Consider the following 23,063-nt stretch of genomic DNA (forward strand, 5'->3'; position numbering starts at 1 on the left):
TGGCAATGCTTAAAATTGAATAGACGGTAGGTTGGGACTTTGTGCTAAACTGTGTTGATCTTTTGTAGTGGTTGATTGAAAAAATTATTTAGTACAGCTAAGTCCTTAATTTAGGTGGTTATAGCACAAGGGTTCCACCTCTTTCCATTCCGAACAGAGAAGTTAAGCCTTGTCACGCTGATGGTACTGCATAATTGTGGGAGAGTAGGTCGCTGCCATTTTCTTTTAAGCCTTGTTATCTTTATTGATAGCAAGGCTTAAAACATTTACATTAAAGGTTTATCACCAATAGTTATTTCTTTCATTTTATCAGATCACTTTAATTCATCTTCTAATATTAATCCTCCATTTAGAATATGATTACGCATACCTTCACTCAATGACATTGTTTGCTCCAAATTGGGACGTACCCAATTATAAACTTTCACGTATGACGGTGGAGCCTGCTTTGAAGATTTCGTATGCATCATATCCCCTCCGCATTTACATCTCATGATGAAGGGAGTTACACCTTTGTCTTTGTATAGAGTTACCTTATAATTATTGCATTTATTACATTCATATAGGTTATATTCTCCCCGGCCATCATAAATTTTAGCATCTTCAATACTTGCAACCATACTATTGTATTGTTGAGCTATATTATTTTTACTCATTTAATCTATATTTTTCATTAAACATGGAATCCGCTTCTTGAAACTGTTTTGTGAAGCGATTCTTTTTATAATCTCTTGGTGCAGTACATCCAGTTAACAAAACAAGGAGTGTACAGATAAGTAGTATTTTCTTCATAATATTTTTATTTATTCGCATAGTCCATGAAACATACTCATGCAGGCATATCCACCTTCCGGCTCGAACATATCAGGGGTATGTTCTTTAACGTACTCCAAAACTTCCTCTACATAAGGATATTGTTTGTTTTTACAGAATCTTTGAGGTATGTATGATGGAGGAAAGAAGGAATGTCCCACGTTTTTCTCTGCTTGAATCAGACGTTGACACATTTCAGGATCGTTTTTGGCTATAAGTTCAATTTCTTTATGCCGACACATGATACACGGGAAACATCCAACACGTGAGAATCCACGATAATACAATGGATTCGGTTTCTGCCCTGCATCCAGTATGCAATCTATAACTTGCTGTGCACTCCATTTGAAGATCGGTCTTAGAACAGAAGCGTCAAATTGGGAACACCATTCTTTGACATCCTTACTTCGGTAGTTTTCAGTTCTTCCTTTCTTATTAGGTTGAAAATACGATTTGAAGTACATACATTCCTCTTCCATTGCCGCACGTGCTGTACTTTCTCCGGCTCTGATACCTTGTATAATAATGCAGCTTTCTTTCAAAGAAAGTACATAATCAATCATTGGCTTCATTTTTAGTTCACTGGTACAAAACCGTGCATTCGTGGAAGGAAATCTTTTCTTGTGAACTGCCAAAGACACAAAATCGTATTTTGATTTGAGAGTTATAAGTCTTACTCCCATTTGCAGACAAACATCATTCACATGTTTATATGTGTCAGGGTGTTCCCAGCCGGTGTCACAAAACACAGCGGTTAAATTCCCCCCCCATATTGTTTGAAGGCTTGGATCAAACATGCTTGTGAATCCTTACCACCTGAAAAACTTACTAATATTTTCATTTTTATGTCATTTCAATTTTTACATATTCATTTTTATTAATCCCGGCACTACCTTTGGGAGAATACACTAATCGGCCTCCATTATCCAATATCTTTTGTACATCTTTCATAGCTTGGTGTGCTTGGGTATAGTCTTTGTATTCTTGGTGGCCTATTGGGTATTTACAATATCTTCTGCCACCGTCAGGCATGATGCTGATACCGAATACTGTTTCACGAGTTTTTCGGTTGAAATTCTGTTGAGTCCTTACTTTCATTTTTTTTGATACATTTTCCCAGTTTAAGTATAAATACACATTCGTTATCCGGTGCTCCCCAATTGGTGTTACCAACTCCGATGGTTATAGATTCAAGTTCAAAAAGCATTGTCCGTTTGGTGTAGCCAAAACGGAAGCGAACATGAGTGTATTCTTTGGGGTGAAAGCCGTTTCCACGTGTAATACAAGAAAAACAAATACCTTTCTTACAATAGAAACCTGTCTTTTCATAGGAATTGCGACCTCCACATTTTGCTAATCTTCCGATCCAGTATTTCTTGATCTCTCTGTATTCTTCTTTCTTATTTCCGGATTCGATCATTTCATACCATTTTGCTTTTAATGGCAGGTCAAGGATTTTCATATTAACCATAGTCTAAAAGAGTTGCGGATTCTGTTTGTCGTGAAGGATTTTTTGAACACGTTCAATTTCTTCATCTACTTCACGCTCAATTTGTTTACTTATTCGTAAATCTATCTGTCTCTTATTTTTTAAATATTCTTTTTGGCAACGGCGCATTTCCACCACTTTGTCGAAAAATTCTTTTGGAGTCATAGATTTAAAAGGTATGGAAAAGGCCGCTTTGATGCGGCCTCCCCAGTGTGATTACTTTTTTCCAATCAGAAAGTCTTTCCACAATTCTTTGAATTGTTCTCCAAAGTAAATTGCGATTTCACTTGATTTTACAGCAAGGCGAGAGCCGAGATTCGCATACGAGTGCGACCAAGCGTGATCCGAGTACGCACAAGCGAGGCCGCAATTCGCACCGTTACTCGCATCACCGCCCCAAAGAACCAGCTGATTACGATCCTCTTCGTCCATTTCATCAATTTCTTTCTGATTATAAAGATAAAACCACGGCGTATAACGGTATTCATCTTTAGTAAATCGTGGAAAATCAGGATCGTTGTTCAATGCACGAGCAATTGTGCATAGTTTGATGTAGGCGAGGTGTGCAATATCAGCCACTTCTTCTTTGTGTCCGTCTTCATCCTCAACAAGTAGGCGAACAATAGGTTTTACACCTATTGCTTCACAAGCATCTTCGTAGGTTTTAATATTGTGATAATCTGTATAATCCGGCTTTTGCTTTCCGAATAGGGCTGTTAGAATACTAATTGCTTTAGGACAGTCGTTTGCTTCACTAAAAGCGGATGTTACCTTTTCTTGTGTGATTTTAAGTTCTGACATAATGTAAATTATTTATTGTTAATACTATATCCGAATAATGCAAAATCTCCCCGGCACGGATCATCCGGGAAAATTGTTTTCATGTAATTGGTTACTTGTTGAACCATTTTCCAGTCCTCTGTTTTGCGTGTTGTTATCCCAAGCTGGTGTGCCATTTTTGCAACATGTGCATCCAATGGTATGTATAATTCTGTCGGGTGAATAATATTCCAAATACCTAAATCCACCGGCGATTTTCGTACTACCCACCGTAGAAACAGACAAATACGCTTGCATGGAGAATCACGCTCCAATTTTGGAATACCTTTTACGCCACCAAAATCTGTTTGTATTTCACGGATAACATTGTTGTAACCCTCATAAAATACTTCCAAATCATCCCATTCCTGATATATGTTGTACAACCGCTGGCAAATGCAGAAGAAGTCATGGTAGGTGAACATACGGTAGAAGGTATTTGTATTTTCTTTGTATTGTTCCCATACTTTGTTCATAATGAAGGCATAAGGAGAATTACCCATTAGATTATCCAAAATTTCTGCTTGCTGCATTATCAGTTTGCGATTCCCGAAAGCTATCCATGAAGTAAGAAAAGCACTGATTTCTATGTCCTTTTTATCATTGTACTTATGTGGAAAAAATATAGGATCATCTTTTATAAAATCAGGTGTTTCAAATTGTTTCGCCCAGTCAAGTAGTTTGTCTCTTAGTTCTTCCATAATATTCTTCTTTCCATTTTTTGAAAGCGGCTTCTTTATCATTTGATTTCATCCTTTGTATGAATGATTGATGGGATTCCAATAATTCTTTGGCCTCTTCATCTCCATTTTCCGATCTTTCAGTTAGATGTTTGATATATTCTCCGTAGAACATTCCAGTGCTGTTATTATTTTGTTCATGGGCTTCATTAATTGAAAGAGAAGAAACAATTTCATCACGCTGTGCATCGTATTCATTTAACCAGCCGAGAATGATATTACCGTCCAGTCTATCGTAAATCTTACCGGAAGCCATAGCATTACGGAAACACAATTTGATTTCCTCCAATTTGAGATAATAGAATCTGTCTATTATTAGATCAGCGGTAAGTGCCACTTGAACATCATTCATCGTTTTTCCAACATTGAAAAAAGACACAAGCTCGTTAATCGCAATTACCAGTATGGCTCTTGCGCCAGCCAATGTGATTTCTTTTCTTATAACGGAGAGTGGTAGGTTAGGAGTGTTGAGAACAGCTTCTTTAATCGAACTTACGTGCAATCCCTTGTAATACTCCGCTTGCAAGGTCAGCAAGTCTTTCAACGCTTTCTTTTCGGTTGCCGGGAGATTGCTGTTGACTTGAATTAAGTTGTTTCCCATACTTGTTAAAATCATTATTAGACCATCTGACTAAACGTTTGGAAACTTCAAATGTACGTTCCTTCTCAAAGCGCATTTTCCGGCCTCCGCATTCAGTCCAATACTCAAAAAAGTCCTTCAACATATCATCAGGATATTTTCCTCTATACATGAGGACTTCACTTCTGAATTTGTCTTTCCTTGCAGAAAGAGAATCCTTATTCATATTCATCTTATGGCCTAATCCGGCCATGAATGCTTGTTCCAATGTTGCATCGGGATGATCCCGACACCATTGGGCTGCTAATTCTTCTGATTTCATTTGATTTATAATTTAGATAACCAATATTTCCATACTCGTGAGGCTACTTGTGCCATCATAACGGGTGGTACACTCATTCCACAGATATAATGTGGGGATTGGTTGAGGAAATGATAATCTTGTGGAAATGTGGATATATTACATACTTCTGACCGTGATAAATATATAGGCTGCTTAAAAGGAATAATTGAGTCTGCATGAGTTGTTAGGGTGTAGCTTACTTTGTTCTCATATAGATATTGTTGATTAAAAAAGCCTCGTTTTCCAGTTTGTTTCTTATAGGCCTCTGCCAAAGCAATATCTCCTGCCACTCTCTGCTCAAATAACTTTCTCATTTTTACGCCAATAGGCTTTCCCTTGTAATCCGCATATTCCCCATAATATATTTCCGATTCATTAAATTCCATGTCGATGTATGGCTCAACATTGAAGAGGTCTGAAACTTTTAGGAAATGGGCTCCCAAATCATGTCTGATACATATAAAGAATACACGTTCTCTTTTTTGAGGTACTCCCATTTTAGAAGCATCAAGAAGAAAATGCTGACAGTAATAACCAGCTTCCTCAAAGCCTTTGTATATACGTCTGACATAATCAATCGCATTCCCTAAAAGAAGTCCTTTTACATTTTCAGCAATAACGACTTTAGGTTTTAAGCGTTTGGCAAGTGCAATAAAATCAAAAAAGAGCGTGTCTAAAACTTGTGTCTTTTGACCTTCCTTGAATTTCTTTTCTTTACCCCACGCATCTTCACGTAATCCCGACATGCTAAATGTACTGCAAGGTGGTGATCCGTCCAATATATCTAAATTGTACAGTTCTTCGGGAAGATTATTCCTTTTCACTAAATCACGAATATCTTCCAAATAACTATACTGGGGATGATGGTTTGTTTCATAGCATTTCATCATTCGTGGATCAATCTCATTACAGCCAATAACATCGTAACCTGCTATTTTGTAACCCATAGTAGAGCCACCGCCACATGCAAAACAAGAAAATACCTTTCCCTTATCTTTAGTAAAAACAGCATCTTCTAAAGACCAGCGATAAGGATAGAGATGTTGTGTATGGGGGGGGGGTAATTACATCTTTCATCATTCCACCTCCCATAATTCAGCTACTCTTTTGAACTCTTCATCAGCTGGAACCGGGCAATCTTTGATCCATTGCATATCTTTTACTTTCCATAACGAAAGGTCTGTGTTGTCAGGAATATGCTTTTTAATATCAGGAAAAAGATTGAGCCGAAGAGATTTACTTTCCATAAGTTCATCTTTGTAATCCAACAAAAAATTATTGGCCTCCAATAAACTATGAACATCATTAACAGAATGTGGAGTGTAAACAACTCCATCGAAGTATCTGATATAATTGGGGAGCATATCAGCCAGTGCCGTATATAGAAATAATTTTCCTTTATTTCCATAGGCCAATTTTTGAACGGTTTTGATACTTTCAGCCAAATTTGCCAGTTTTTCAGGAAACAAAAGTGGTTCTCCACCAGTTATCATGATCTCTTTGTAATTAAAGTGCTCAACAACTGGTAATTTTGAAAAATCCCATGAGTTGTTGCAACACATAGGACATTTGTTCGGACATTTGGTTGTAACCAATAGACGTAACTTTTCCATTTATAATGATATTGTTTGGGTGTATTTCAATTCTCCGGTATATCCACGTGCTTTCAATTCTGCGATAAGTTCCCGTGGAGAAAATTTTGCCAATTCAGGATTGGAATATATTTTCTTCAAATTCCCCCCCCGGAGTTTTCTTACGGTTTCTGGCATAAACATTACCGCACTCTTTACAATATGTCTGCAATCCATCTTCGGTTGAAGCATTTTTCCAAAACTCACTGACCGGAAGTTCCCGGCCACATTTGCTACATTTTTTTAATTTTTCCATTATTCCTTTTCTTTAATTCTACCATATTCACATATTAGTAAGGCATCCGAAGTTGCCAATGTAACTTTTGCATACGGGAACAGCTGTTGGGCTTTCTTCTTTAAGATGTTTTTCCATTCTGTCTTACCCAATTTGTCTGTATTTCGTAATCCTATAGTTTTTTGCCAAGTTTGTGGAGATACTGTTACTGTCGGAATCCCACAAGCTATCAATCCCATAGTCAGCTGTCCGTAACCTTCTCCAAAAACAAAAGAGGCAGAAGCACTTTGTCCGGTCATGCCATTCACTCGTTCCAAATAACAAACGCTATTTTCTTTGTATATGGAGAGAAAATCTAATAAGTCTTTGGGAGTTGGTGGCATTTTGATACACTCCAATAATTTGTTATTCTCGGTGTCGTACACTACAATACCACCGTTTTTGCCAACATCTATACCTATGATCCTTCGTTTCATAAATTATACTTTTTTGTTTATAAATCTTTTGAGCTTAATTACATCTTTCTTTCCAAGCCTTAGTGCTTCACTGGTCTTGATGTCAGAAGGTGAAGCTTTACAATTCTCGGTTATCCTTTCAAAATGTCGGATAAAGGATTTTAGGAAATAGTCGGGAATTTCAACTTTCATAATGATTGATTTATGAGAATAAGCCCGGACTCGAACCGGGAACTGTTGCAATCAGGATTTTCGTTTCTGCTTCCGTTTGTACGTATGTCAAGTGTTAATAGCATGATTACCTGACTCGTGATGCTATTCGTGCATTTTTACCACAGAAACTAAGCGTCTTCCAATTTCGCCACTTATTCGTTTGCCTCCACAATAGAGGCATTCTTATATGAACAAAAAGACTCTTTGTAGTATCTACCGCCGTGGAGCGTATGCAGCGTACTCGGCTCGACTTGCAAAGAGAAGAAAAAAGGTGAGGCATGATAGTTCCCGGATAGGCGGTCAAGCCACACCGGGAGAAGCTGATTATTAATCGGGTTAATAATTATTATTTTGTTATTTTTAGAAATTCAGGAGCAATACCATACAAAGGGCTTGTTCCATCCCATTTGTCAATGAACTGTTTATATAATATTTCTTTCGTCAGACCTCTTGACTGAATTAGAGCCTGCTCGGTTTTTAACTGTTCCAGTTCATTGCGCTTCTTCTGTTCCTCAATTTGTTGATCCAACACGGAGATATTGGTATTCACTTCATTTCTACTATCAATTTTTTCGCGAACTTTATCGGAGAACTCCAACTGGGCAGAGAATGTGAGTAATTGCAGACCTCTTTTTTCAAACTCTTTGTCAACTATCTGTTCCAATCGTTTCTCAAACACTAATGAGCCTCCATCAGCCATTAAACTGTCAGTCTTATGTTTCCGACTTTCCTCTTTTATCAAATCATATATACGTGGCTCCAAAATGTTATCTTCTAACGAAGACATGAAATCACTTCCACGGCCAATATGCTTGTTGTCAAAGACAACATCAATGGCACGGTTCTTGATAACTTTATAGCTATATGTGGGACGTGCCTTGAACTCTGTATTATCGGCTGCTTTCAGTGTGACAGCTTCGGCAAATTCTCCACGCTGATCGAATAGCGGAACTTGAAAAAGCTCTGTGCCTAATTCCCATGTAGATACCTTACCGGAAACGATTTTAAAATCTTCTTTCCCTTGTTTGCCGTAGTTCTCCATAAGGACACCGGCATAATTGGGAGCAACTCTTTCGCATGAAGCAAACAAAACAACGGCAAATAATGCCACAATCAAAAAATCAATCTTTCTTTTCATTTTCTACTTTTTTAATGATATTATAAACTATAAATGCTACAGTCAGCATGATTATTGAAATTCCAAGCCACGCATTTATGTGATTGAATACGCGGTTGCCAATGAAGAAAGCCGATACGACAAGTACCGGCTTCCAGTATTTCTTTACAGACTTCATTGTTATTGTTCGATAATGGCAATATCCGGTGCCAATTTACGAATTAACAACAATTGCTCGTCAATGGCCTTATTACGCTCTTCTTCCACTATTACTTCTGCACCGGGAGAGCAAAGGGATAATCGAATGTTACGCCCATCCACATCTGCAATGATTTCCACTTCAATTTCTTCTGCCGGGCGACCTTTGAAAATCGGAACAATAAGATTGAATGAGGCCGGAAGATTGGAGTTGACAACTTGGCTGTAATTGTCAGTGCGACTACCGTTGTCTTGTCGGGAGTTTTCCACTTTTGAGTCAATGCTGGCTTTGAAGTTCTTCAAGACTGTTACCAGTTCCATGTTGTATTGTGCATCCTTGAAGAAGGCACGATTCATTTTGAAGAACTTTGAAAGCTGCACCGGTTCCCATGTCTTGCTTGTGTTAATACCAAATTCAAGAAACTTGGGATAGTATTTCAACTCACCTCTTACAGTAGCTTTATTCCTACTGTCAGTTTCATTGGTGACAAGTTTAAGTGTCATTTTCTCCCGATCAACAAGAATATAGCAACGTTTCTGATTGATCTGCTCTTTTTCAGAGATTCTTTTCAAGAGAAATTCATGAACACTTCCAATTGTTCCGGCTAATTCTACCTTATCAGGCTCCAGTACCGGTAACTCATTTTCTTCGTGAAGTTCAATAACTCTAAGGGTTGCTTCGGTCATACCCGGAGCAAAGTTCACTTGCATCTTTTCGTTTCCCATGCTGTTCTACAAATTTTTAGTTCTGTTTTTAAATGATTTGGCAGGTTTGAAATGTGGAGTATAATGCTCCGCTATGACAATAGTCTCGTTTTTGTGTATGTTACGAGCAACTTTTCGTTTATAGTGTTTGGGTGACAGTGTGCCAAAACCTCTGATATAAAGAGTCTTTCCATTAGCTACTGCATCCACGGTCTCTTTCAGTGCTGCCTCTATGACAGTTCGGACTTCACAAATAGCGATACCGGTTGATTCGGCTACTTGCTTGATAAGTTCTTCTTTCCTCATAGCTTATCCCTCCGTACCAGTAGATTCCATGTCCTCGAAGACTGTTTTCTGCATCTCTTGTGCTTCCATCGGACGTTCTTTAACCAAGTCACCATTACCATTGTAATATCCGGTAGTACGGGTGCTACGTTCCATGAACTTAAAGCATTCATCCGTAATTTCCTCATAACCACGCTTTATATCGGTAAGCAACGTTTTTTTACGCTCTTTTTTAGGTTTCATCTTGTCTTTGTATGCCTGCATGAAAGCTTTCTTTTCTTCTTCCAGTGCGGCCATATCAAGATCAATATTTGCCAACTCCGTTTTCCGTTCACCCATTTCTTCCTCACTGAAAGGAGAGGTATAGGTGATTCTTTCAACTGCTGCGCAATTGTCTTCCAACATTTGTCTGCGAAGCAATGGATTCTTGTCTTTAAATAGTTCTTTATCCATATCATAACGGTTTTAAGCCATATCGGGCAGAACCGACAAATGGCTGTGGGTTAGTCCTTATGTTTGCTTTGTGTATATCATCTGTACGATGATTGAATAATCGGGGTAATCCCGTTATTTTGTCATATACAACCAGTTCAGACGATACATAACAAATAAAGCCTTTCAGTCGCTCTTTCAACCATGCGTTCTGATAGGCTCTGCGTTCACGATACTCTTGGTAGCTCATTCCTTTGGGACGAGCTGTGAGAAGGGGAGTGTAATTTCTCGCCCCCCCCGATTTAGATTTACTCTTTCCCATCAATCAAATTTTTATATTGTTTTTCTGAAACGAACTTGTCGCAGTTCTTATACCAAGTGCCATCATTTATTTTGTATGGGTTGCTCGTTTCATCCACTTCATTCATAATACCGACTACCGCATTTTCTTTGTTGTTATCATCCCATACAATAACAACATCGCCGACAGTCGGGATATATTCAGGCTGTAACTTCTCAAAATTGAAGGAGTAATGTTTTTCTTCCTTCATGGCGGCAAGCATCTTTGCCTTTTCCTCTTCTGTAGCTTTACGGAATCCCTTCATGCCTCCGATACCAGCTTCGGGTGTGAGTTTTACAAAAACTCTGTCACCTTCATCGTTGGAAGGAACATAAGCGACAAGGCCGAAAGGTACTTTTATTGCTGGTAAAAAAGGAAGCGGCCTTTCTTCTCTAATTTCAGAGAGAATCATCATGCTGCCCCCTCCGCGATTTGGATTGATAATTACGTCACCGGGGATGAATGTCTCACCTTCAAACTCAAATTTACCCCCCCCCATAACTTTTTGGGTAGATTGCATACTTTCTTCTTTCACGATTTTTACCATGTGTCCTTCGGGCACTTCAACTGTTACTGTTCTCATTTTAATTTGATTTTAAACTGGTTATTGTATTCTATGTATTTTTCCGGGCAGGTTGTTTCTATAATTCCGTTCATTGTAGGAATACGAAACAACTTGCCGGATTTATGAAGCTCTTTTTCAAGCTGTTTTGCTTTATGTAAAGCAGCCAAAGAACGTGTTTCATTTTCGATCAGTTCTTTAGCCGCTGTGATACTGTTACTAATTTTTTCACATGAATCCATTACTTGACTTCTTCTGCGTATGGAGTATCGTCTTCCTCAAAATCGTCCGGTTTCTGACCTTGTGCCTTTTTCCAGTCTTCAAACATTTCATCATCCAACTGGCTCTCTGTTTCAAGAACTTTAATCATGGAATCTGAAATGCCGGTTTTGGGCAGGAATTTGAAAGCCCAGTTCACGATTGTTTTTCGAGCCATTTCTTCAAAGTCTGTGTCCCACGGGGATTGCTTGCCTTTCTTGACAGCCTCACTACGACTTTTTATTTCTTCAATACGTGCTTTGGGCATTGCATCGAATTTTACAACACCGGAAGTCAAGACTGCAAAATAGTAGCCTCCAAGAAGATCACCACGTTCTCCGAATACATTGGGTTTGTGGATGATAGTGCCACCGGTACCTTTTGTCATGCTGAACTCGTCATTAGCATAAACCAAATCAGAATAAATATCTTTTACAACACCGGTGCGGATCAAAATATCAACTTTACCCATGTATGAAGCTTGGAACTTCACTTTGCCTTTGTACGGTACAAGATACCCCAACCTTAGTTCAGGATTGAGCGTCAGACCGGTAAGAGAAACGTTTTTGATTGCTTCGACAAGATGATCGGGATATTGCCGGGCACAGTCAATCAAATAAGGATTATTCAACATTGCCTGCATAGCGAAATTGACTTCACGGGCAAATTGCTGTTCTGTGCCACCAGCTGCTATAAATGCCTTTTTAGGGGAGATAAAACAGCTTTCCAATCCTTTCAGTTGTACTGGAAAGGCTGGTGGGGTAGAAGGAACGGGCGGTTGTGGTGTGGAAGGTGTTGGGGAGACCGGTTCTGTTTTTGTTGGTGAAGGAGCATTGTGTTGTTCCATTCCCAAGTTCCCTTGTTGGGGGGATTGATTCTCTGTTTTACTCATTGTTCTTGATTATTATAAAAGTTAAACATCTTGTTCTTTTCAAATGCAGGTGTGTCAGGTATCATTATTCTTCGTCCTTTGAATCCCGGCTGAATAAATATCTGTGCACCGTCAAAATCATTGTTTTGTGTACAGTAAACATGCTGGTCTAACAATTTCTTGAATGCCAATGCGCTTGCCCCCATTTTCACAATTCCGTCTTCCAAATGGAAAGCCCAGTTAGCTGCACTGACAAATACTGCGTCATAGGGAGCTGTCTTTTGTTGCATAACCCAGTAGAACTCCTTCCATACTCCAGTACGTTCATGTTCAAAAAACTGGTAGAAGGCTGCCGAAATACCGTAATGAAATTTGGCGATAGTCCGGTTAACTGTTTCTTCATGAAGATCATCAACCGCCAATGTTTTCCAGTCAACAATTTTTTTGGCCGTTTCCACATCAGGGCGATATTTGAACTTGCATCCTTCGTATTCAACGAAATGGCTAACTTCGGCTTTTCCCCATTTTAATATCTGCCTAATCTGTTTGGAGGTGTCCCGGCAATTATTAAGAAGCTCATAAACCATTGTTTCAACCAATTGTATATCGGTTGTGCTTGTCAATGTTTTACCGGGATTTGATTCTTTGGCCTCTATTAGTGCAATCTGATATTTTTGGGTGTCTCGTCCATACGGACAGCCAGTTTTAGGATTTATAGGTGGCTCAAATACAAGAAGATTGTTTCTCCATTTGTCAAGTGTTCCAGTATTAACAAGACTTTCCATTGCATCATGGTACAGCGAGCCTTTTTCAGAAGCTTCAATACTGATCTCGAACATTTCAGGGTGCAATGCCTTGTATCGGGCAAACTTTGGGGACACCATATAATCTTTAATCTGCGTACTACTTAGGAAATCTTTGAATCTTTCTCCACGGTGGTATTCTTCATTTGGCAGATTGTAAATTGTATCTTCTATATTACTCATATAATGAATTTGGAGTTTTACAAAAAACTCCCTACTTTCGCAAGCAAGGAGCCAATAACTAACTAAAAAACTTATTCATCACTTGTAGATAGTAATTCTTTGTAATTCTGTAATATGTATTCTTTTTCTTTATCTGTAAAAGAATAGGCTTTAGCCATAAATTTCATTGCCATATCCTCATTGTGATCGGAAAGGGGATAATAGTCAGTAGCGAATTTGTAAGTAAGCCTATTCAATCGCTCATACTTAACTTTGACCTCTTTAACCCGTCCGCTTATTTCCGAGATAATACCGGACGCTTCTTGCATCTTTTCGTCATATTCTTTTTGGTCTTTCGCTGCTTGTTCTTTCATAACCTTGTTCTGTGCGGCAAAGTTTGAAATCTTTTCGTATAGTTCACTTGAATATACAAAGCCACAGTTAACCTCAAAGTCTGGCTTGATAGAGTAATTGTATTTATCTTTCTTGACGAGATATTTGTAGTCGCTTCCGAGTTTGTTCCAATCGTATTCAACTTTGCGAAGGGTTTTCGCATTACGTAATGCTTCTGCTACCGCATTCGCTTCTTCCATGTCTGTAAAAGCGTAACCTTCAAAGAATGGGATCGTGAACACTTTCAAATCAGCAGGTTCAATCTCAAACAATTCGGGAACCTCCGGCTTATCCATAATTTTGATACCTTCCTCCATCATGCGGAGTTTAATCAATTTCTGTACATCTTCCTCCGTTAACGCAAGAATCTCTTGCTCGGTCATTTCTGTAAATCCTTTCATACTTTTAGCATTTAAAATGTGTTCCCGTCCGCGTTCCGATGGATTGTTGGCCGTAGCTTTTTAGCGGTGACCGCTTCTTGCGAAGCACGGGTATATATATCATTTAAAGTATCTATTCAGTTAAGAATGTATTTATAAACGCCCTACGTTTACTTTGTCATAATATAAGTTGTTTTTGATAACTTAGTGATTCGTGTGCTGCATCTTCTTATTGGCAGTCCGTATTCACACTCTTTTCACTAATCCGCTTTGGCTACTTTGTCGGTCTATTTCGCCCTTTAGATAAGCAGTAAACCTTGTTTTAAGTCTTTATTTGTTCAGACTATACAATATGTCAAAGAACGTTTTGTTAGTTCCCGGAAAGACGGCCAAATCCGTCCGGGATTATTTTCTTTCCATGAATTTTCTCAAAGCTGATTTGGTAAAAATGAGACTCTTGCCATTTTTGGTGTGAGGAATATCATGTATTCGATTGTATAAGGTTTGCAACTTCCATCCAAGAAATACAGCTGCTTGTTTGGCATTCAAATACTCTTCGGTTTCAACAGTCGCCATTTCAGTTACAGCCTTTCTCACATCATTGCGAATAAACTTGTGCAGTTCTTCTGCAATCATTCTGGCATCTGAACGGTTCATTTCTTTATCGCTTCGATGGTTATCTGATTTTTATCTTTGTCGATGGATGTTGAATATCTTTCAACGTCTTCACGGGGATCAGTAAAAGCTAATTGATAGGCGTAGCTTCTTGCATTGACGCAATCCTTGTAAGAATCCAGCTGCATTACTTTGGAAGAACCAGCTTTAATACTTAGAATATCTTTCTTTGTTACTTTCATACTATTTTCTATTTTATACTTAAATTTTCCACAAAAAAATTTGCATAAAAGAAAGCTAACAACTACATTTGCCAATGAGATATGTAGTAAGTGGCTTTTGAAGTCGCCAGCTTTCTTGTTGTTCAAACTTACACTCTTTGTTTGTTTGACGTTGCAAATATACTTCATATTTTCAGAAGTACAATAAAATGCTTCATAAAATTTGTAGTATATCGTATGTTATAAAACATGTTTTAATATAAGTTGCTGGTTTATAAAATGTTATACAAGTGAGGCTTGCGTAAAAAGAAAGCTTTCTGAAAAAAAAGTAATGTCGTTCTATTAGTATTGTAATAATTGAAGAAGTAAAAGACGATCTCATTCGGTAAGGTGCTGGATTGCTGCATAGTTAGCCCTTAGACGGTTTCCCGTTTTTGCTATATGCAGCATAAGAAATGTCTCGTTCGTATAAGTACGCCGTTCTTAGCTGGCCGGGCATTAACAAGTTACCCGACTTCCCGGATTTTTCGCTTACTTGTAGCTGTGCAGGCATCCCGGTTTCGTTTGCCTCTCAATATCGCACGCCTTTCGCAGTATTGAGTTGTAAGAGTGTAACCCTCTGTCTCTCCGCTATGCGGCCTACCGCCGATTACACAATGTGGAGAAAAAGAAAATCCGCAAATAGGTAGCAGCTATTTACGGATTTCTATATATAAACTCCAAATAGGATGTTTAATCAATTTATGTGGTAATACTGCTACTATTACGGATGCAAATATACTACTTAATTTATGAAGTATGCAAGAAGTTGACGATAAAAAATTGAGTGATCTCTCAAAAAGGTTTTTGCAAGCAATTTCATATTGTGGTTTGAGTGGGTATAAATTGAAGAAAGACAATATTATATCCAGTGAATCAACTCTTACCAGTATAAAAAAAGGGATTCAGTTACCAAGTAAAAAAACAATTGATGCTTTTTGTGAGAAGTATGATGTGAGCAGAGCATGGCTATATACTGGAGAAGGTTTGTTTGCAAAGACTCCATCAGGACAGATAGAACCTTCGGAGAAGGATATTAGGGATGCTCTGAAAAATGCGAGAATGCAATCAGACTCTACGATTAGTAAAGTAGCTCCTTATCTTCAAGATATTCTTGTAAAAGTAAAATATGTTCCGATAGATGCTGCGGCTTCATTTGTCGAAAGCTTATATAACACAGCTTATGAAATTGATTCTTATGGTGTCATGCCGGAAGAAGGTGAAGTGCTTGATGATTCTTATATGGTCTTTCAAGTACGTGGTGACAGCATGGAGCCAACTATACCGGACGGAGCTAAAATTCTTGCTCGCAAAATAGAAGAAGGTTTGTGGGAAAGCGCGTCAGGAGTTGTGAGTATTGTGTATGGGAAAACACTTTCAGTCAAGCGGATATTGAAAAACAGTCTTTTCTTGGATAATGTGCTGACTTTAAAGGCTGATAACCCCAAGCATGGCCAGTTAGATGTCGAGAGAAGAGAAATAAGGGGGATGTGGCAAGCATTACGCATAATAAGTCAAAAGATTATTTGATATGGAAGAAAGGGCTATTGACAGATTACGAAAATTTGCAAGGTATGCACGTGATAAGGGAGTTGTCAAAGGTGAGAACTCGTTTGAGGCTTATTGTGAATTATCAAATAGATACATTTATAATTCCATAAGGAACGGGAAGGGGGCTATTGGAACTGATATAATAGCTCGTATTGTGGATAAGTTCCCGGAATTGAATGTGAAGTGGCTTTGTACTGGCAAAGGGAATATGATTGAGACGGATATTGATGCGAATGTCAACTACAAAGCAGCTTATGAAGGTGCGATGATGCAGATAGAAGCACTGCATAAAATTATAGAAGAAAATAAGCGGAGATGATATAAATATGATACCATTAATATATTTTTAATAAGTATTTTATTGATTATCAGTATAATAGCAAAATGTGTTAGTCCCGTACGCACCGCAATCTTATGAAGCAAAATCAAGAAAAGTTCTGAAGTTCAATACTTTGGGACTTTTTTGTTTTCTATAATTCCTAATAAAAAGCCGCGGAATGGCGCAGTTGGCACTGGCTTATCCGTTGGACTTTTTAAAGGATTGAAAAGTCCAACGATTTGGATTTGTTTTCGCTGATTCTCAGTATTTTGCATAGCCTGATTTGGGACAATGGAATTTAACTTTGTACCACTTAAAATGCAAAAAGTATGGGAATTGAAAAGAGACGTAGTACACTGAGTGTGTTGTTTTACATCAAGCGGCAGAAACTGCTGAAAAACGGGGAGGCTCCCGTATGTATGCGCATTACCGTTGACAAGCGGAAAGCGGAAATTATGATCAAGCGTAGCGTACCTGTAGAACTTTGGAACCAGTCAAAAGAATGTTCCAAAGGAAAAGACCGCAATTCGCAGGAACTTAATCATTATATAAGTTCTGTTCGTGCCAAAGTGTTGCAGATACACAGGGAACTTGAAGTAGATGCAAAAATGGTTACGGCAGATGCCATCCGTGACAGATATTACGGTCGGGATAAAGTGCAGCATACGCTTTTGGAAATCTATACAGACCATAACGAGAAATGCCGGGCTTTAATCGGTAAGGAGTACACGGAATCAACCGTGACAAAATTTGAGACTTCCATAAACAGGTTGAGGGAGTTTATCCGTTTTGGATATCACAAGGATGACCTGTTCCTGAATGAACTGGACGGGCAGTTTGTTCGCGATTTCGAGTATTGGCTGAAAACGTCCATCGGATGCCAGAACAATTCCGCATTGAAACATTTGAAGAACCTGAAAAAAGTCATACGCATCGCATTAGCCAACGGATGGATAGAAAAAGACCCGTTTTATGGCATTCATTTCAAGATGGATGAAGTCAATGTGGAGTTTTTATCCCAAGAAGAACTGGACAGGCTGATGGAAAAGGATTTTGAGATAAAACGGCTGGAGCAGGTTCGGGACGTGTTTGCCTTTTGCTGCTACACAGGTCTGGCTTTTGCAGACGTGCATCAGCTCAGCAAGGAACATCTTGTAAGGGACAATGACGGTAACTTGTGGATTCGTAAAGCCCGCCAAAAAACAAAGCAGATGTGTAATATTCCAGTCATATCACCCGCCCGTAAATTGATAGACAAGTATTCGCACCAACCTGATTGTATTGCCAAAAATGTGCTTTTGCCTGTATTGAGCAACCAGAAAATGAACGCTTACTTAAAGGAGATAGCCGACATCTGTGGAATACAGAAGCGTCTGACCACACACGTTGCCCGGCATACTGCGGCTACCGTCGTGTTTTTGGCAAACGAGGTAAGCATGGAAAATGTCGCTAAAATCTTGGGACATTCCAATATCCGTATGACACAGCATTATGCCAAGGTACTGGACACCTCTATTTTACGCGATATGAAAAATGTAGAACGGAGTTTTTTGAAACGACAAGTATAGGGAATTATGGACAGAGGGATTATAACCATCAGTGAAACGGGAGCAGTCACTATGCCAACTACTCCCGTATGGATGACATTGTTTGAAATAGCCGACTTGTTTGGCGTGTTTTCTTCGGATGTCCGAAAAATTATCCGCTCTGCTTATAAAAGTCGTGAGTTGGATGAGCAGATTACAATGCGATATATAAAAAACGGCAATCGGATAAGCATGGATGTCTATTCTCTTGAAATGATAACAGCCATTTCGTTCAGGATATGCAGTAGAGAGAGCACCTTTTTCAGAAAATACGTGCTTAAAAAACTGCTGCGTGAAAATAAAAACATTAATTACCTATTGCTTGGGTTGAATGAGAAGAATGGCAGTTATTCAAATCCCAGCTGAGAACAAATGAATCCCATACGGGAAAAGGGGTATGCACCTACATAGGTGATGCCCCTTTCCTATTTTTTAAAGGTCTGTCAAATAGGCTTCCCTATACCCGTCTTTGAGCAACCGTTCAATATCACTTTCCTTATATATGATTTTTCCTCCCAGCTGAATGTATGAAATACGCCCTTCATTCCGGTATTCTTGTAGGGTACGCCTGCTGATTCTCAACCGTTCAGCCACTTCCTTGTCCGTAAGAAAATTCTCGCCGCCCAAAGTGGGACGGCAATCCTTTTTCATCCGTTCCATTTTTGCTATTATTCGTTCTATACTACTTGTAAAATAGGCAATCCATTCACTTTCTTTCGTTATCAATTGGTTATCATTCATAGGCTTTCTGCTTTTTGTTATCATTTGTCTTTTATTTTTCGTTTTTCCACGATAGGCAGCATACGTCCGACATCTTCTGGAAGATAATATGTCTTATGGTTTATCTGTGAATATGCCAAGCGTCCGCTGTCACGTAAAGTCTGCAAGGTGCGTGGACTGATATTTAAAAGGACACAGACATCCTGACTATCCATCCACTCACTCATTTTTTTGTCTTCAAAGCATAATGCTTCGGCTTTTGCAACAAGGTTGTCAAATTTTGAAACCATCTCTTCAAAAGTCTTTTTCTCAATGCTAATAATTTCCATATTTCATTTGTTTTTGATTACTATGCAAGGATTTGTTCCAGTAAGTATGTTTGTTCATAGCCTCTTATCCGGGAATCCGGCATAAAAGTAATACGCTTTCTATATCTACGTTCCATTTCTTATTGACTGGCTGCTTGTTGCGTCGTCTGTCCGGGTAACGGAGCCATTCCCTAAAAAAATTATACGTGAGTCACGTAGTGAGTTGTTAAAGCCGCTTTTGCCCTTTACCGAACTTTGCCTCAGAAACAAGAAAAACGGAGGACATAAATATGGAAATAGTTACCCGAAACAATTTCGAGAGCTGGATGCAAAAGCTGATGGAACGGCTCGACCGGCAGGACGAACTGCTGCTCTCCTTGCAGCCGTCCGGCAAAGCCCCGGACCCGATGGAACGTATCAGGATGTTCGACAACCAGGACCTCTGTATGCTGCTCCAGATCAGCAAGCGCACCCTGCAACGCTACCGCAGTATCGGCGCGTTGCCGTACAAGACGCTCGGCAAAAAGACCTATTACAGCGAAGAGGACGTGCTGACGTTTCTTTCCGGACACGTAAAGGACTTCAAAAAAGAAGATATAGCCTTCTACAAGGCCCGTATCCATAATTTCTTTCAAAAATAACCCATTAAAACATTTTTCAAATGGCAAAGAAAACAACTGAAAAGGACGTGCTGATAGTCCGTGACGAGAAGACGGGCGAACTCAGCGTGGTAGCCGGGCTGGATGCCGACGGTTCCCCCAAGCGCACCCCCGCGAAAGCGGAGAACGCGCAGAGTTTCCTGCAATTCGACCGCCACGGCGACGTGCTGGACAACTTCTTCAAAAACTTCTTCCGGCAGTGCAAGGAGCCCAGCCGCTTCGGTTTCTACCGTGTCGCGGCAGACCAAGCCGACAAACTGATGGAGGTGATGAAAGACCTGCTGAAAGACCCCGAAGCCAACAAGGAACTGCTCGCGCCCCACAAGGTGGACACCTCCGGCTACGAGAAGCAGGTAAAGGAAGAACAGACCGCCGGAAAGACGGAACAAAAGCAGGAAGAGCAACCCAAAGAAACCCAAAAACAGGAAGAAATGGAAAAGAAGCAGGAACAGAATCAGGAAAGCCCGCAACAACAGGCACAGGGCAGACGGGGCTACCAGCCCATCGACGAGAGCAAAATCAACTGGCAGGAGCTGGAAGAGAAATGGGGCGTGAAACGCGATGACCTTGAAAAGTCCGGCGACCTTACCAAAATGCTCAATTACGGCAAATCCGATTTGGTAAAAGTGTCGCCCAAGTTTGGCGGCGAGGCTTTTGAACTGGACGCCCGCCTTTCCTTTAAGAAAGACGGTGAAGGCAATGTCAGCCTCGTGCCGCACTTCATCCGCAAGGAGCAGAAACTCGACGAGTACAAGGAACACAAGTTTTCGGACGAAGACCGTAAGAACCTGCGCGAAACGGGCAATCTCGGCAGGGTCGTGGACATCGTGGACAAGGAAACGGGTGAAATCATCCCCTCGTTCATCAGCATAGACCGCAAGACAAATGAAATCACGGACATACCAGCAAACAAAGTGCGCATACCGGAGCGCATCGGAAAGACGGAAATCACCAAACAGGAACAGGATATGCTGCGTGCCGGGCTGCCCGTGCGCGACAAACTTATTGAGCGCAACGACGGCAGGAAATTCGTCACCACTCTTCAAGTGAATGTAGAGCAGCGAGGCGTGGAGTTCGTACCGGGAACCGGCAGGTCGCCGCGTACTGCCCAGACGCAGGAAGCCAAGAACAATCTCACACAAGGACAGGCTCAGGGCATGGAAAATTCCGCAGCCCCACAGAAAGAGCAACGCCGCAACACGTGGACGAACGCCGACGGCAGCATCCGCCCCATCAGCAAATGGAGCGGCATGAACTTCACCGACCAGCAGAAAGCCGATTATGCAGCGGGTAAGGCGATAAAGCTGGAGAACGTGACAGACAAACAGGGTTTCCATGCCACGATGTATATCAAGTTCAACCCGGAGAAGGGTCGTCCTTATCGCTACGACACCAATCCTGACAACGCACAGAAGGTAGCCCCCTCCAACGAAAGCCGCACACAGGTGGCGGTGAACAGCGAGGGCAAGACCAACGAGGCGACCAAGAACCTGAAAGAGCCGTTGCAGAAGGGACAGACCGCTCCGAAGGACGACAAACAGCAACAGCAGCAGGAGAAACCACAGAAGAAAAACAACAAGGGCATGAAGATGTAATCTCCCGTGTCCACCACTAAATCCAAAATAGAATCCAAAGTATCACTAAAAAGTAAGAAAACATGAAGACAATCATTGCAGAAAAGCCATCCGTGGCACGTGAAATCGCCCGCATCGTGGGCGCGACAAAAAGAGAGGAAGGATATTTCGAGGGAGGCGGCTATGCCGTGACATGGGCATTCGGACACCTCGTCCAGCTTGCCATGCCCGACGGCTACGGCATACGTGGTTTCGTCCGTGGTAACCTGCCCGTCATCCCCGGAACCTTCACGCTCATTCCCCGTCAGGAAAAGACAGAGAAAGGCTACAAGTCCGACAGCGGCGTGGTGTCGCAGATAAAAATCATCGCCCGTCTTTTCAAGGAAAGCGAGCAGATCATCGTGGCGACCGATGCCGGACGCGAAGGTGAGCTTATCTTCCGCTACCTCTACCACTATATCGGATGTACCACTCCTTTCGTGCGCCTTTGGATAAGCTCGCTTACCGACAAGGCTATCCGTGAGGGACTGCGCAACCTCGAAGCGGGCGACAAATACGACAACCTCTACCTTGCCGCCAAAGCACGGAGCGAATCCGACTGGCTTGTGGGCATCAACGGCACGCAGGCACTCTCCATCGCCGCCGGACACGGCACATATTCCGTCGGACGGGTACAGACACCTACGCTGGCGATGGTATGCGCACGTTACTGGGAGAACCGCCGTTTCACGGTAGAACCGTTCTGGCAGCTCCATATCGCCGCAGACGGAGGCAACGGTGATACCGTGAAATTCTCGTCCTCCGAGAAATGGAAAGAGAAAGAGCCTGCGACGGAATTATATAATAAAGTAAAGGAAGCAGGCACAGCCACCGTCACGAAAGCGGAGCGCAAGGAGAAGATAGAGGACACTCCGCTCCTGTACGACCTGACCACGCTCCAGAAGGAGGCCAACGCCAAACACGGCTTCACAGCGGAGCAGACACTCGAAATCGCGCAGAAGCTCTACGAGAAGAAACTTATCACCTATCCGAGAACCGGAAGCCGCTACATCCCCGAAGACGTGTTCGTGGAAATTCCCAAGTTGCTCGCCTTCATCGGCAACCTGCCCGAATGGAAAGACAAAGTCAATCCGAAGGCAGTGCCGACACGCCGCAGCGTGGACGGCGGCAAGGTAACAGACCACCATGCCCTACTCGTCACGGGCGAGAAACCGCTGTTCCTCTCCAAAGAAGATAATACCGTCTATCAGATGATTGCCGGACGCATGATTGAGGCTTTCTCTGAAAAATGCGTCAAAGACACCGCTACTGTTACGGCGGAGTGTGCCGGAGCGGAGTTCGTGGTGAAAGGCAGTGTTATCAGGCAAGTCGGGTGGCGTGCAGTCTATGGCGAGGAAGAGAAAGAGGAGACCATCATACCCGGCTGGCAGGAAGACGATAGGCTGGCACTGAAAGCCGCCTCCATCACGGAAGGTAAGACCAAGCCTAAGCCGCTGCATACCGAAGCCTCCCTGCTGTCCGCAATGGAAACGGCTGGCAAGGAGATAGAGGACGACGCGCTGCGTCAGGCATTGAAGGATTGCGGCATCGGCACGTGTAGCTAACACTTGAAAAGGGACCCGGGTAGCATTTGAAACGTGTACCACC

At 41.2% G+C, this 23,063-nt stretch carries 33 protein-coding genes, 1 rRNA gene and 1 pseudogene; 8 read left to right on the forward strand and 27 right to left on the reverse strand.

From position 1 onward, the window contains the following. The first annotated feature begins 110 nt into the window (after positions 1 to 110). A 5S ribosomal RNA gene (gene rrf, locus DW947_RS10585) occupies positions 111 to 221 on the forward strand. Between the two features lie 93 nt (positions 222 to 314). On the opposite strand, the gene DW947_RS10590 is transcribed toward rrf, so the two are convergent. From DW947_RS10590 to DW947_RS10715, 25 genes are all read right to left on the reverse strand, one after another. Beyond that, positions 315 to 656, reverse strand: a complete 342-nt coding sequence (locus DW947_RS10590) for a hypothetical protein (protein WP_007846629.1) — start codon at positions 654 to 656, stop codon at positions 315 to 317. Then, complete coding sequence (locus DW947_RS21600; protein ID WP_165859467.1) at positions 649 to 792, reverse strand: hypothetical protein; 144 nt, start codon at positions 790 to 792, stop codon at positions 649 to 651. Before DW947_RS21600 ends, DW947_RS10590 begins: the two co-directional genes overlap by 8 nt. A gap of 11 nt (positions 793 to 803) precedes the next feature. After that, a complete protein-coding gene (locus tag DW947_RS10595) occupies positions 804 to 1,610 on the reverse strand; it encodes a phosphoadenosine phosphosulfate reductase family protein (RefSeq protein WP_117711814.1) in 807 nt (268 codons plus the stop codon). Between the two features lie 46 nt (positions 1,611 to 1,656). Beyond that, complete coding sequence (locus DW947_RS10600) at positions 1,657 to 1,911, reverse strand: hypothetical protein (protein ID WP_007846633.1); 255 nt, start codon at positions 1,909 to 1,911, stop codon at positions 1,657 to 1,659. Continuing rightward, entirely contained in the window at positions 1,868 to 2,233 is a 366-nt protein-coding gene (locus DW947_RS10605) for a hypothetical protein (protein WP_007846634.1), read from the reverse strand. Before DW947_RS10605 ends, DW947_RS10600 begins: the two co-directional genes overlap by 44 nt. A 54-nt stretch (positions 2,234 to 2,287) precedes the next feature. Beyond that, entirely contained in the window at positions 2,288 to 2,467 is a 180-nt protein-coding gene (locus DW947_RS10610; RefSeq protein ID WP_007846636.1) for a hypothetical protein, read from the reverse strand. A gap of 51 nt (positions 2,468 to 2,518) precedes the next feature. Beyond that, positions 2,519 to 3,103: a hypothetical protein gene (locus DW947_RS10615; protein ID WP_119958496.1), complete on the reverse strand. Its 585-nt coding sequence runs from the start codon at positions 3,101 to 3,103 to the stop codon at positions 2,519 to 2,521. A gap of 8 nt (positions 3,104 to 3,111) precedes the next feature. Then, positions 3,112 to 3,822: a TIGR02757 family protein gene (locus tag DW947_RS10620; protein ID WP_007846638.1), complete on the reverse strand. Its 711-nt coding sequence runs from the start codon at positions 3,820 to 3,822 to the stop codon at positions 3,112 to 3,114. Continuing rightward, on the reverse strand, positions 3,794 to 4,462 hold the full coding sequence (locus tag DW947_RS10625; RefSeq protein WP_117700611.1) for a hypothetical protein: 669 nt from the start codon (positions 4,460 to 4,462) through the stop codon (positions 3,794 to 3,796). Before DW947_RS10625 ends, DW947_RS10620 begins: the two co-directional genes overlap by 29 nt. Further along, positions 4,344 to 4,763 carry a hypothetical protein gene (locus DW947_RS10630; RefSeq protein ID WP_009132280.1) on the reverse strand — a complete coding sequence of 140 codons (420 nt, stop codon included), beginning with the start codon at positions 4,761 to 4,763 and terminating at the stop codon, positions 4,344 to 4,346. The genes DW947_RS10625 and DW947_RS10630 overlap by 119 nt, the downstream gene beginning before the upstream one ends. Positions 4,764 to 4,768: 5 nt before the next feature. Continuing rightward, the gene (locus tag DW947_RS10635; RefSeq protein ID WP_009132281.1) at positions 4,769 to 5,731 is read right to left on the reverse strand and encodes a DNA cytosine methyltransferase; all 963 of its coding nucleotides are present in this window, start codon (positions 5,729 to 5,731) and stop codon (positions 4,769 to 4,771) included. A 129-nt stretch (positions 5,732 to 5,860) separates the two neighbouring features. Further along, the gene (locus tag DW947_RS10640; RefSeq protein WP_005794323.1) at positions 5,861 to 6,397 is read right to left on the reverse strand and encodes a hypothetical protein; all 537 of its coding nucleotides are present in this window, start codon (positions 6,395 to 6,397) and stop codon (positions 5,861 to 5,863) included. 94 nt (positions 6,398 to 6,491) lie between these two features. Next, positions 6,492 to 6,671 (reverse strand): hypothetical protein, encoded by a 180-nt coding sequence (locus tag DW947_RS10645; RefSeq protein ID WP_117945563.1) that lies wholly within the window; start codon positions 6,669 to 6,671, stop codon positions 6,492 to 6,494. Continuing rightward, on the reverse strand, positions 6,671 to 7,126 hold the full coding sequence (locus tag DW947_RS10650) for a hypothetical protein (protein ID WP_005794319.1): 456 nt from the start codon (positions 7,124 to 7,126) through the stop codon (positions 6,671 to 6,673). Before DW947_RS10650 ends, DW947_RS10645 begins: the two co-directional genes overlap by 1 nt. 538 nt (positions 7,127 to 7,664) lie before the next feature. Beyond that, positions 7,665 to 8,456: a hypothetical protein gene (locus tag DW947_RS10660; protein WP_009132285.1), complete on the reverse strand. Its 792-nt coding sequence runs from the start codon at positions 8,454 to 8,456 to the stop codon at positions 7,665 to 7,667. 159 nt (positions 8,457 to 8,615) lie between these two features. Then, the gene (locus DW947_RS10665) at positions 8,616 to 9,359 is read right to left on the reverse strand and encodes a hypothetical protein (protein WP_009132286.1); all 744 of its coding nucleotides are present in this window, start codon (positions 9,357 to 9,359) and stop codon (positions 8,616 to 8,618) included. A gap of 6 nt (positions 9,360 to 9,365) precedes the next feature. Then, the gene (locus tag DW947_RS10670; protein WP_009132287.1) at positions 9,366 to 9,644 is read right to left on the reverse strand and encodes an HU family DNA-binding protein; all 279 of its coding nucleotides are present in this window, start codon (positions 9,642 to 9,644) and stop codon (positions 9,366 to 9,368) included. 3 nt (positions 9,645 to 9,647) lie between these two features. After that, a complete protein-coding gene (locus DW947_RS10675; RefSeq protein ID WP_009132288.1) occupies positions 9,648 to 10,076 on the reverse strand; it encodes a hypothetical protein in 429 nt (142 codons plus the stop codon). A gap of 287 nt (positions 10,077 to 10,363) precedes the next feature. Beyond that, positions 10,364 to 10,978, reverse strand: a complete 615-nt coding sequence (locus tag DW947_RS10685; RefSeq protein WP_009132289.1) for a hypothetical protein — start codon at positions 10,976 to 10,978, stop codon at positions 10,364 to 10,366. Next, complete coding sequence (locus DW947_RS10690) at positions 10,975 to 11,199, reverse strand: hypothetical protein (protein WP_004326701.1); 225 nt, start codon at positions 11,197 to 11,199, stop codon at positions 10,975 to 10,977. The genes DW947_RS10685 and DW947_RS10690 overlap by 4 nt, the downstream gene beginning before the upstream one ends. Then, positions 11,199 to 12,107 carry a recombinase RecT gene (locus DW947_RS10695; protein ID WP_117928593.1) on the reverse strand — a complete coding sequence of 303 codons (909 nt, stop codon included), beginning with the start codon at positions 12,105 to 12,107 and terminating at the stop codon, positions 11,199 to 11,201. Before DW947_RS10695 ends, DW947_RS10690 begins: the two co-directional genes overlap by 1 nt. After that, positions 12,104 to 13,072, reverse strand: a complete 969-nt coding sequence (locus DW947_RS10700) for a PD-(D/E)XK nuclease-like domain-containing protein (protein ID WP_009132291.1) — start codon at positions 13,070 to 13,072, stop codon at positions 12,104 to 12,106. Before DW947_RS10700 ends, DW947_RS10695 begins: the two co-directional genes overlap by 4 nt. Before the next feature lie 71 nt (positions 13,073 to 13,143). After that, positions 13,144 to 13,845, reverse strand: coding sequence for a hypothetical protein (locus tag DW947_RS10705; protein WP_117797000.1), 702 nt, complete (start codon positions 13,843 to 13,845; stop codon positions 13,144 to 13,146). A gap of 384 nt (positions 13,846 to 14,229) precedes the next feature. Next, positions 14,230 to 14,481: a helix-turn-helix domain-containing protein gene (locus DW947_RS10710; protein WP_009132293.1), complete on the reverse strand. Its 252-nt coding sequence runs from the start codon at positions 14,479 to 14,481 to the stop codon at positions 14,230 to 14,232. After that, positions 14,478 to 14,681: a hypothetical protein gene (locus DW947_RS10715; RefSeq protein ID WP_005794293.1), complete on the reverse strand. Its 204-nt coding sequence runs from the start codon at positions 14,679 to 14,681 to the stop codon at positions 14,478 to 14,480. Before DW947_RS10715 ends, DW947_RS10710 begins: the two co-directional genes overlap by 4 nt. Positions 14,682 to 15,458: 777 nt before the next feature. On the opposite strand from DW947_RS10715, the gene DW947_RS10720 reads away from it, so the two are divergent. From DW947_RS10720 to DW947_RS10735, 4 genes are all read left to right on the forward strand, one after another. Further along, positions 15,459 to 16,229, forward strand: coding sequence for a helix-turn-helix transcriptional regulator (locus tag DW947_RS10720; RefSeq protein WP_004326695.1), 771 nt, complete (start codon positions 15,459 to 15,461; stop codon positions 16,227 to 16,229). A gap of 1 nt (position 16,230) precedes the next feature. Further along, positions 16,231 to 16,569, forward strand: coding sequence for a hypothetical protein (locus DW947_RS10725; RefSeq protein ID WP_004326694.1), 339 nt, complete (start codon positions 16,231 to 16,233; stop codon positions 16,567 to 16,569). A 329-nt stretch (positions 16,570 to 16,898) separates the two neighbouring features. Further along, positions 16,899 to 18,137 (forward strand): site-specific integrase, encoded by a 1,239-nt coding sequence (locus tag DW947_RS10730; protein ID WP_008141558.1) that lies wholly within the window; start codon positions 16,899 to 16,901, stop codon positions 18,135 to 18,137. A gap of 6 nt (positions 18,138 to 18,143) precedes the next feature. Next, positions 18,144 to 18,521 carry a hypothetical protein gene (locus DW947_RS10735; protein ID WP_008141557.1) on the forward strand — a complete coding sequence of 126 codons (378 nt, stop codon included), beginning with the start codon at positions 18,144 to 18,146 and terminating at the stop codon, positions 18,519 to 18,521. Between the two features lie 66 nt (positions 18,522 to 18,587). On the opposite strand, the gene DW947_RS10740 is transcribed toward DW947_RS10735, so the two are convergent. Together DW947_RS10740 and DW947_RS10745 are read right to left on the reverse strand one after the other, a co-directional pair. Beyond that, positions 18,588 to 18,896 carry a helix-turn-helix domain-containing protein gene (locus tag DW947_RS10740; RefSeq protein WP_040311225.1) on the reverse strand — a complete coding sequence of 103 codons (309 nt, stop codon included), beginning with the start codon at positions 18,894 to 18,896 and terminating at the stop codon, positions 18,588 to 18,590. A gap of 20 nt (positions 18,897 to 18,916) precedes the next feature. Beyond that, positions 18,917 to 19,204, reverse strand: a complete 288-nt coding sequence (locus DW947_RS10745) for a helix-turn-helix domain-containing protein (protein WP_008141555.1) — start codon at positions 19,202 to 19,204, stop codon at positions 18,917 to 18,919. 269 nt (positions 19,205 to 19,473) lie between these two features. On the opposite strand from DW947_RS10745, the gene DW947_RS10750 reads away from it, so the two are divergent. From DW947_RS10750 to DW947_RS10760, 3 genes and pseudogenes are all read left to right on the forward strand, one after another. Then, positions 19,474 to 19,824: a helix-turn-helix domain-containing protein gene (locus DW947_RS10750; protein WP_008141554.1), complete on the forward strand. Its 351-nt coding sequence runs from the start codon at positions 19,474 to 19,476 to the stop codon at positions 19,822 to 19,824. 20 nt (positions 19,825 to 19,844) lie between these two features. Continuing rightward, on the forward strand, positions 19,845 to 21,437 hold the full coding sequence (locus DW947_RS10755; RefSeq protein WP_054858099.1) for a DUF3945 domain-containing protein: 1,593 nt from the start codon (positions 19,845 to 19,847) through the stop codon (positions 21,435 to 21,437). A gap of 62 nt (positions 21,438 to 21,499) precedes the next feature. Further along, positions 21,500 to 23,011, forward strand: a pseudogene (locus DW947_RS10760) (DNA topoisomerase); the annotation flags it as partial. Between the last annotated feature and the right edge of the window lie 52 nt (positions 23,012 to 23,063).

The sequence above is a fragment of the Bacteroides sp. AM44-19 genome (assembly GCF_003603395.1).
GTDB classification, from domain to species: domain Bacteria; phylum Bacteroidota; class Bacteroidia; order Bacteroidales; family Bacteroidaceae; genus Bacteroides; species Bacteroides uniformis.

Bases quoted from the DNA above. Each gene is read 5' to 3' on its own strand.
- DW947_RS10605 (WP_007846634.1), bottom strand. From the start codon at position 2,233: ATGATCGAATCCGGAAATAAGAAAGAAGAATACAGAGAGATCAAGAAA.
- DW947_RS10720 (WP_004326695.1), top strand. From the start codon at position 15,459: ATGCAAGAAGTTGACGATAAAAAATTGAGTGATCTCTCAAAAAGGTTT.
- DW947_RS10750 (WP_008141554.1), top strand. From the start codon at position 19,474: ATGGAAATAGTTACCCGAAACAATTTCGAGAGCTGGATGCAAAAGCTG.
- DW947_RS10610 (WP_007846636.1), bottom strand. From the start codon at position 2,467: ATGACTCCAAAAGAATTTTTCGACAAAGTGGTGGAAATGCGCCGTTGC.
- DW947_RS10625 (WP_117700611.1), bottom strand. From the start codon at position 4,462: ATGGGAAACAACTTAATTCAAGTCAACAGCAATCTCCCGGCAACCGAA.
- DW947_RS10715 (WP_005794293.1), bottom strand. From the start codon at position 14,681: ATGAAAGTAACAAAGAAAGATATTCTAAGTATTAAAGCTGGTTCTTCC.
- DW947_RS10700 (WP_009132291.1), bottom strand. From the start codon at position 13,072: ATGAGTAATATAGAAGATACAATTTACAATCTGCCAAATGAAGAATAC.
- DW947_RS10645 (WP_117945563.1), bottom strand. From the start codon at position 6,671: ATGGAAAAATTAAAAAAATGTAGCAAATGTGGCCGGGAACTTCCGGTC.
- DW947_RS10705 (WP_117797000.1), bottom strand. From the start codon at position 13,845: ATGAAAGGATTTACAGAAATGACCGAGCAAGAGATTCTTGCGTTAACG.
- DW947_RS10725 (WP_004326694.1), top strand. From the start codon at position 16,231: ATGGAAGAAAGGGCTATTGACAGATTACGAAAATTTGCAAGGTATGCA.
- DW947_RS10660 (WP_009132285.1), bottom strand. From the start codon at position 8,456: ATGAAAAGAAAGATTGATTTTTTGATTGTGGCATTATTTGCCGTTGTT.
- DW947_RS10755 (WP_054858099.1), top strand. From the start codon at position 19,845: ATGGCAAAGAAAACAACTGAAAAGGACGTGCTGATAGTCCGTGACGAG.
- DW947_RS10675 (WP_009132288.1), bottom strand. From the start codon at position 10,076: ATGGATAAAGAACTATTTAAAGACAAGAATCCATTGCTTCGCAGACAA.
- DW947_RS10635 (WP_009132281.1), bottom strand. From the start codon at position 5,731: ATGGGTTACAAAATAGCAGGTTACGATGTTATTGGCTGTAATGAGATT.
- DW947_RS10600 (WP_007846633.1), bottom strand. From the start codon at position 1,911: ATGAAAGTAAGGACTCAACAGAATTTCAACCGAAAAACTCGTGAAACA.
- DW947_RS10695 (WP_117928593.1), bottom strand. From the start codon at position 12,107: ATGAGTAAAACAGAGAATCAATCCCCCCAACAAGGGAACTTGGGAATG.
- DW947_RS10595 (WP_117711814.1), bottom strand. From the start codon at position 1,610: ATGTTTGATCCAAGCCTTCAAACAATATGGGGGGGGAATTTAACCGCT.
- DW947_RS10735 (WP_008141557.1), top strand. From the start codon at position 18,144: ATGGACAGAGGGATTATAACCATCAGTGAAACGGGAGCAGTCACTATG.
- DW947_RS10640 (WP_005794323.1), bottom strand. From the start codon at position 6,397: ATGGAAAAGTTACGTCTATTGGTTACAACCAAATGTCCGAACAAATGT.
- DW947_RS10670 (WP_009132287.1), bottom strand. From the start codon at position 9,644: ATGAGGAAAGAAGAACTTATCAAGCAAGTAGCCGAATCAACCGGTATC.
- DW947_RS10590 (WP_007846629.1), bottom strand. From the start codon at position 656: ATGAGTAAAAATAATATAGCTCAACAATACAATAGTATGGTTGCAAGT.
- DW947_RS10745 (WP_008141555.1), bottom strand. From the start codon at position 19,204: ATGGAAATTATTAGCATTGAGAAAAAGACTTTTGAAGAGATGGTTTCA.
- DW947_RS10650 (WP_005794319.1), bottom strand. From the start codon at position 7,126: ATGAAACGAAGGATCATAGGTATAGATGTTGGCAAAAACGGTGGTATT.
- DW947_RS10665 (WP_009132286.1), bottom strand. From the start codon at position 9,359: ATGGGAAACGAAAAGATGCAAGTGAACTTTGCTCCGGGTATGACCGAA.
- DW947_RS10620 (WP_007846638.1), bottom strand. From the start codon at position 3,822: ATGGAAGAACTAAGAGACAAACTACTTGACTGGGCGAAACAATTTGAA.
- DW947_RS10690 (WP_004326701.1), bottom strand. From the start codon at position 11,199: ATGGATTCATGTGAAAAAATTAGTAACAGTATCACAGCGGCTAAAGAA.
- DW947_RS10685 (WP_009132289.1), bottom strand. From the start codon at position 10,978: ATGAGAACAGTAACAGTTGAAGTGCCCGAAGGACACATGGTAAAAATC.
- DW947_RS10615 (WP_119958496.1), bottom strand. From the start codon at position 3,103: ATGTCAGAACTTAAAATCACACAAGAAAAGGTAACATCCGCTTTTAGT.
- DW947_RS10740 (WP_040311225.1), bottom strand. From the start codon at position 18,896: ATGAATGATAACCAATTGATAACGAAAGAAAGTGAATGGATTGCCTAT.
- DW947_RS10630 (WP_009132280.1), bottom strand. From the start codon at position 4,763: ATGAAATCAGAAGAATTAGCAGCCCAATGGTGTCGGGATCATCCCGAT.
- DW947_RS10730 (WP_008141558.1), top strand. From the start codon at position 16,899: ATGGGAATTGAAAAGAGACGTAGTACACTGAGTGTGTTGTTTTACATC.
- DW947_RS21600 (WP_165859467.1), bottom strand. From the start codon at position 792: ATGAAGAAAATACTACTTATCTGTACACTCCTTGTTTTGTTAACTGGA.
- DW947_RS10710 (WP_009132293.1), bottom strand. From the start codon at position 14,481: ATGAACCGTTCAGATGCCAGAATGATTGCAGAAGAACTGCACAAGTTT.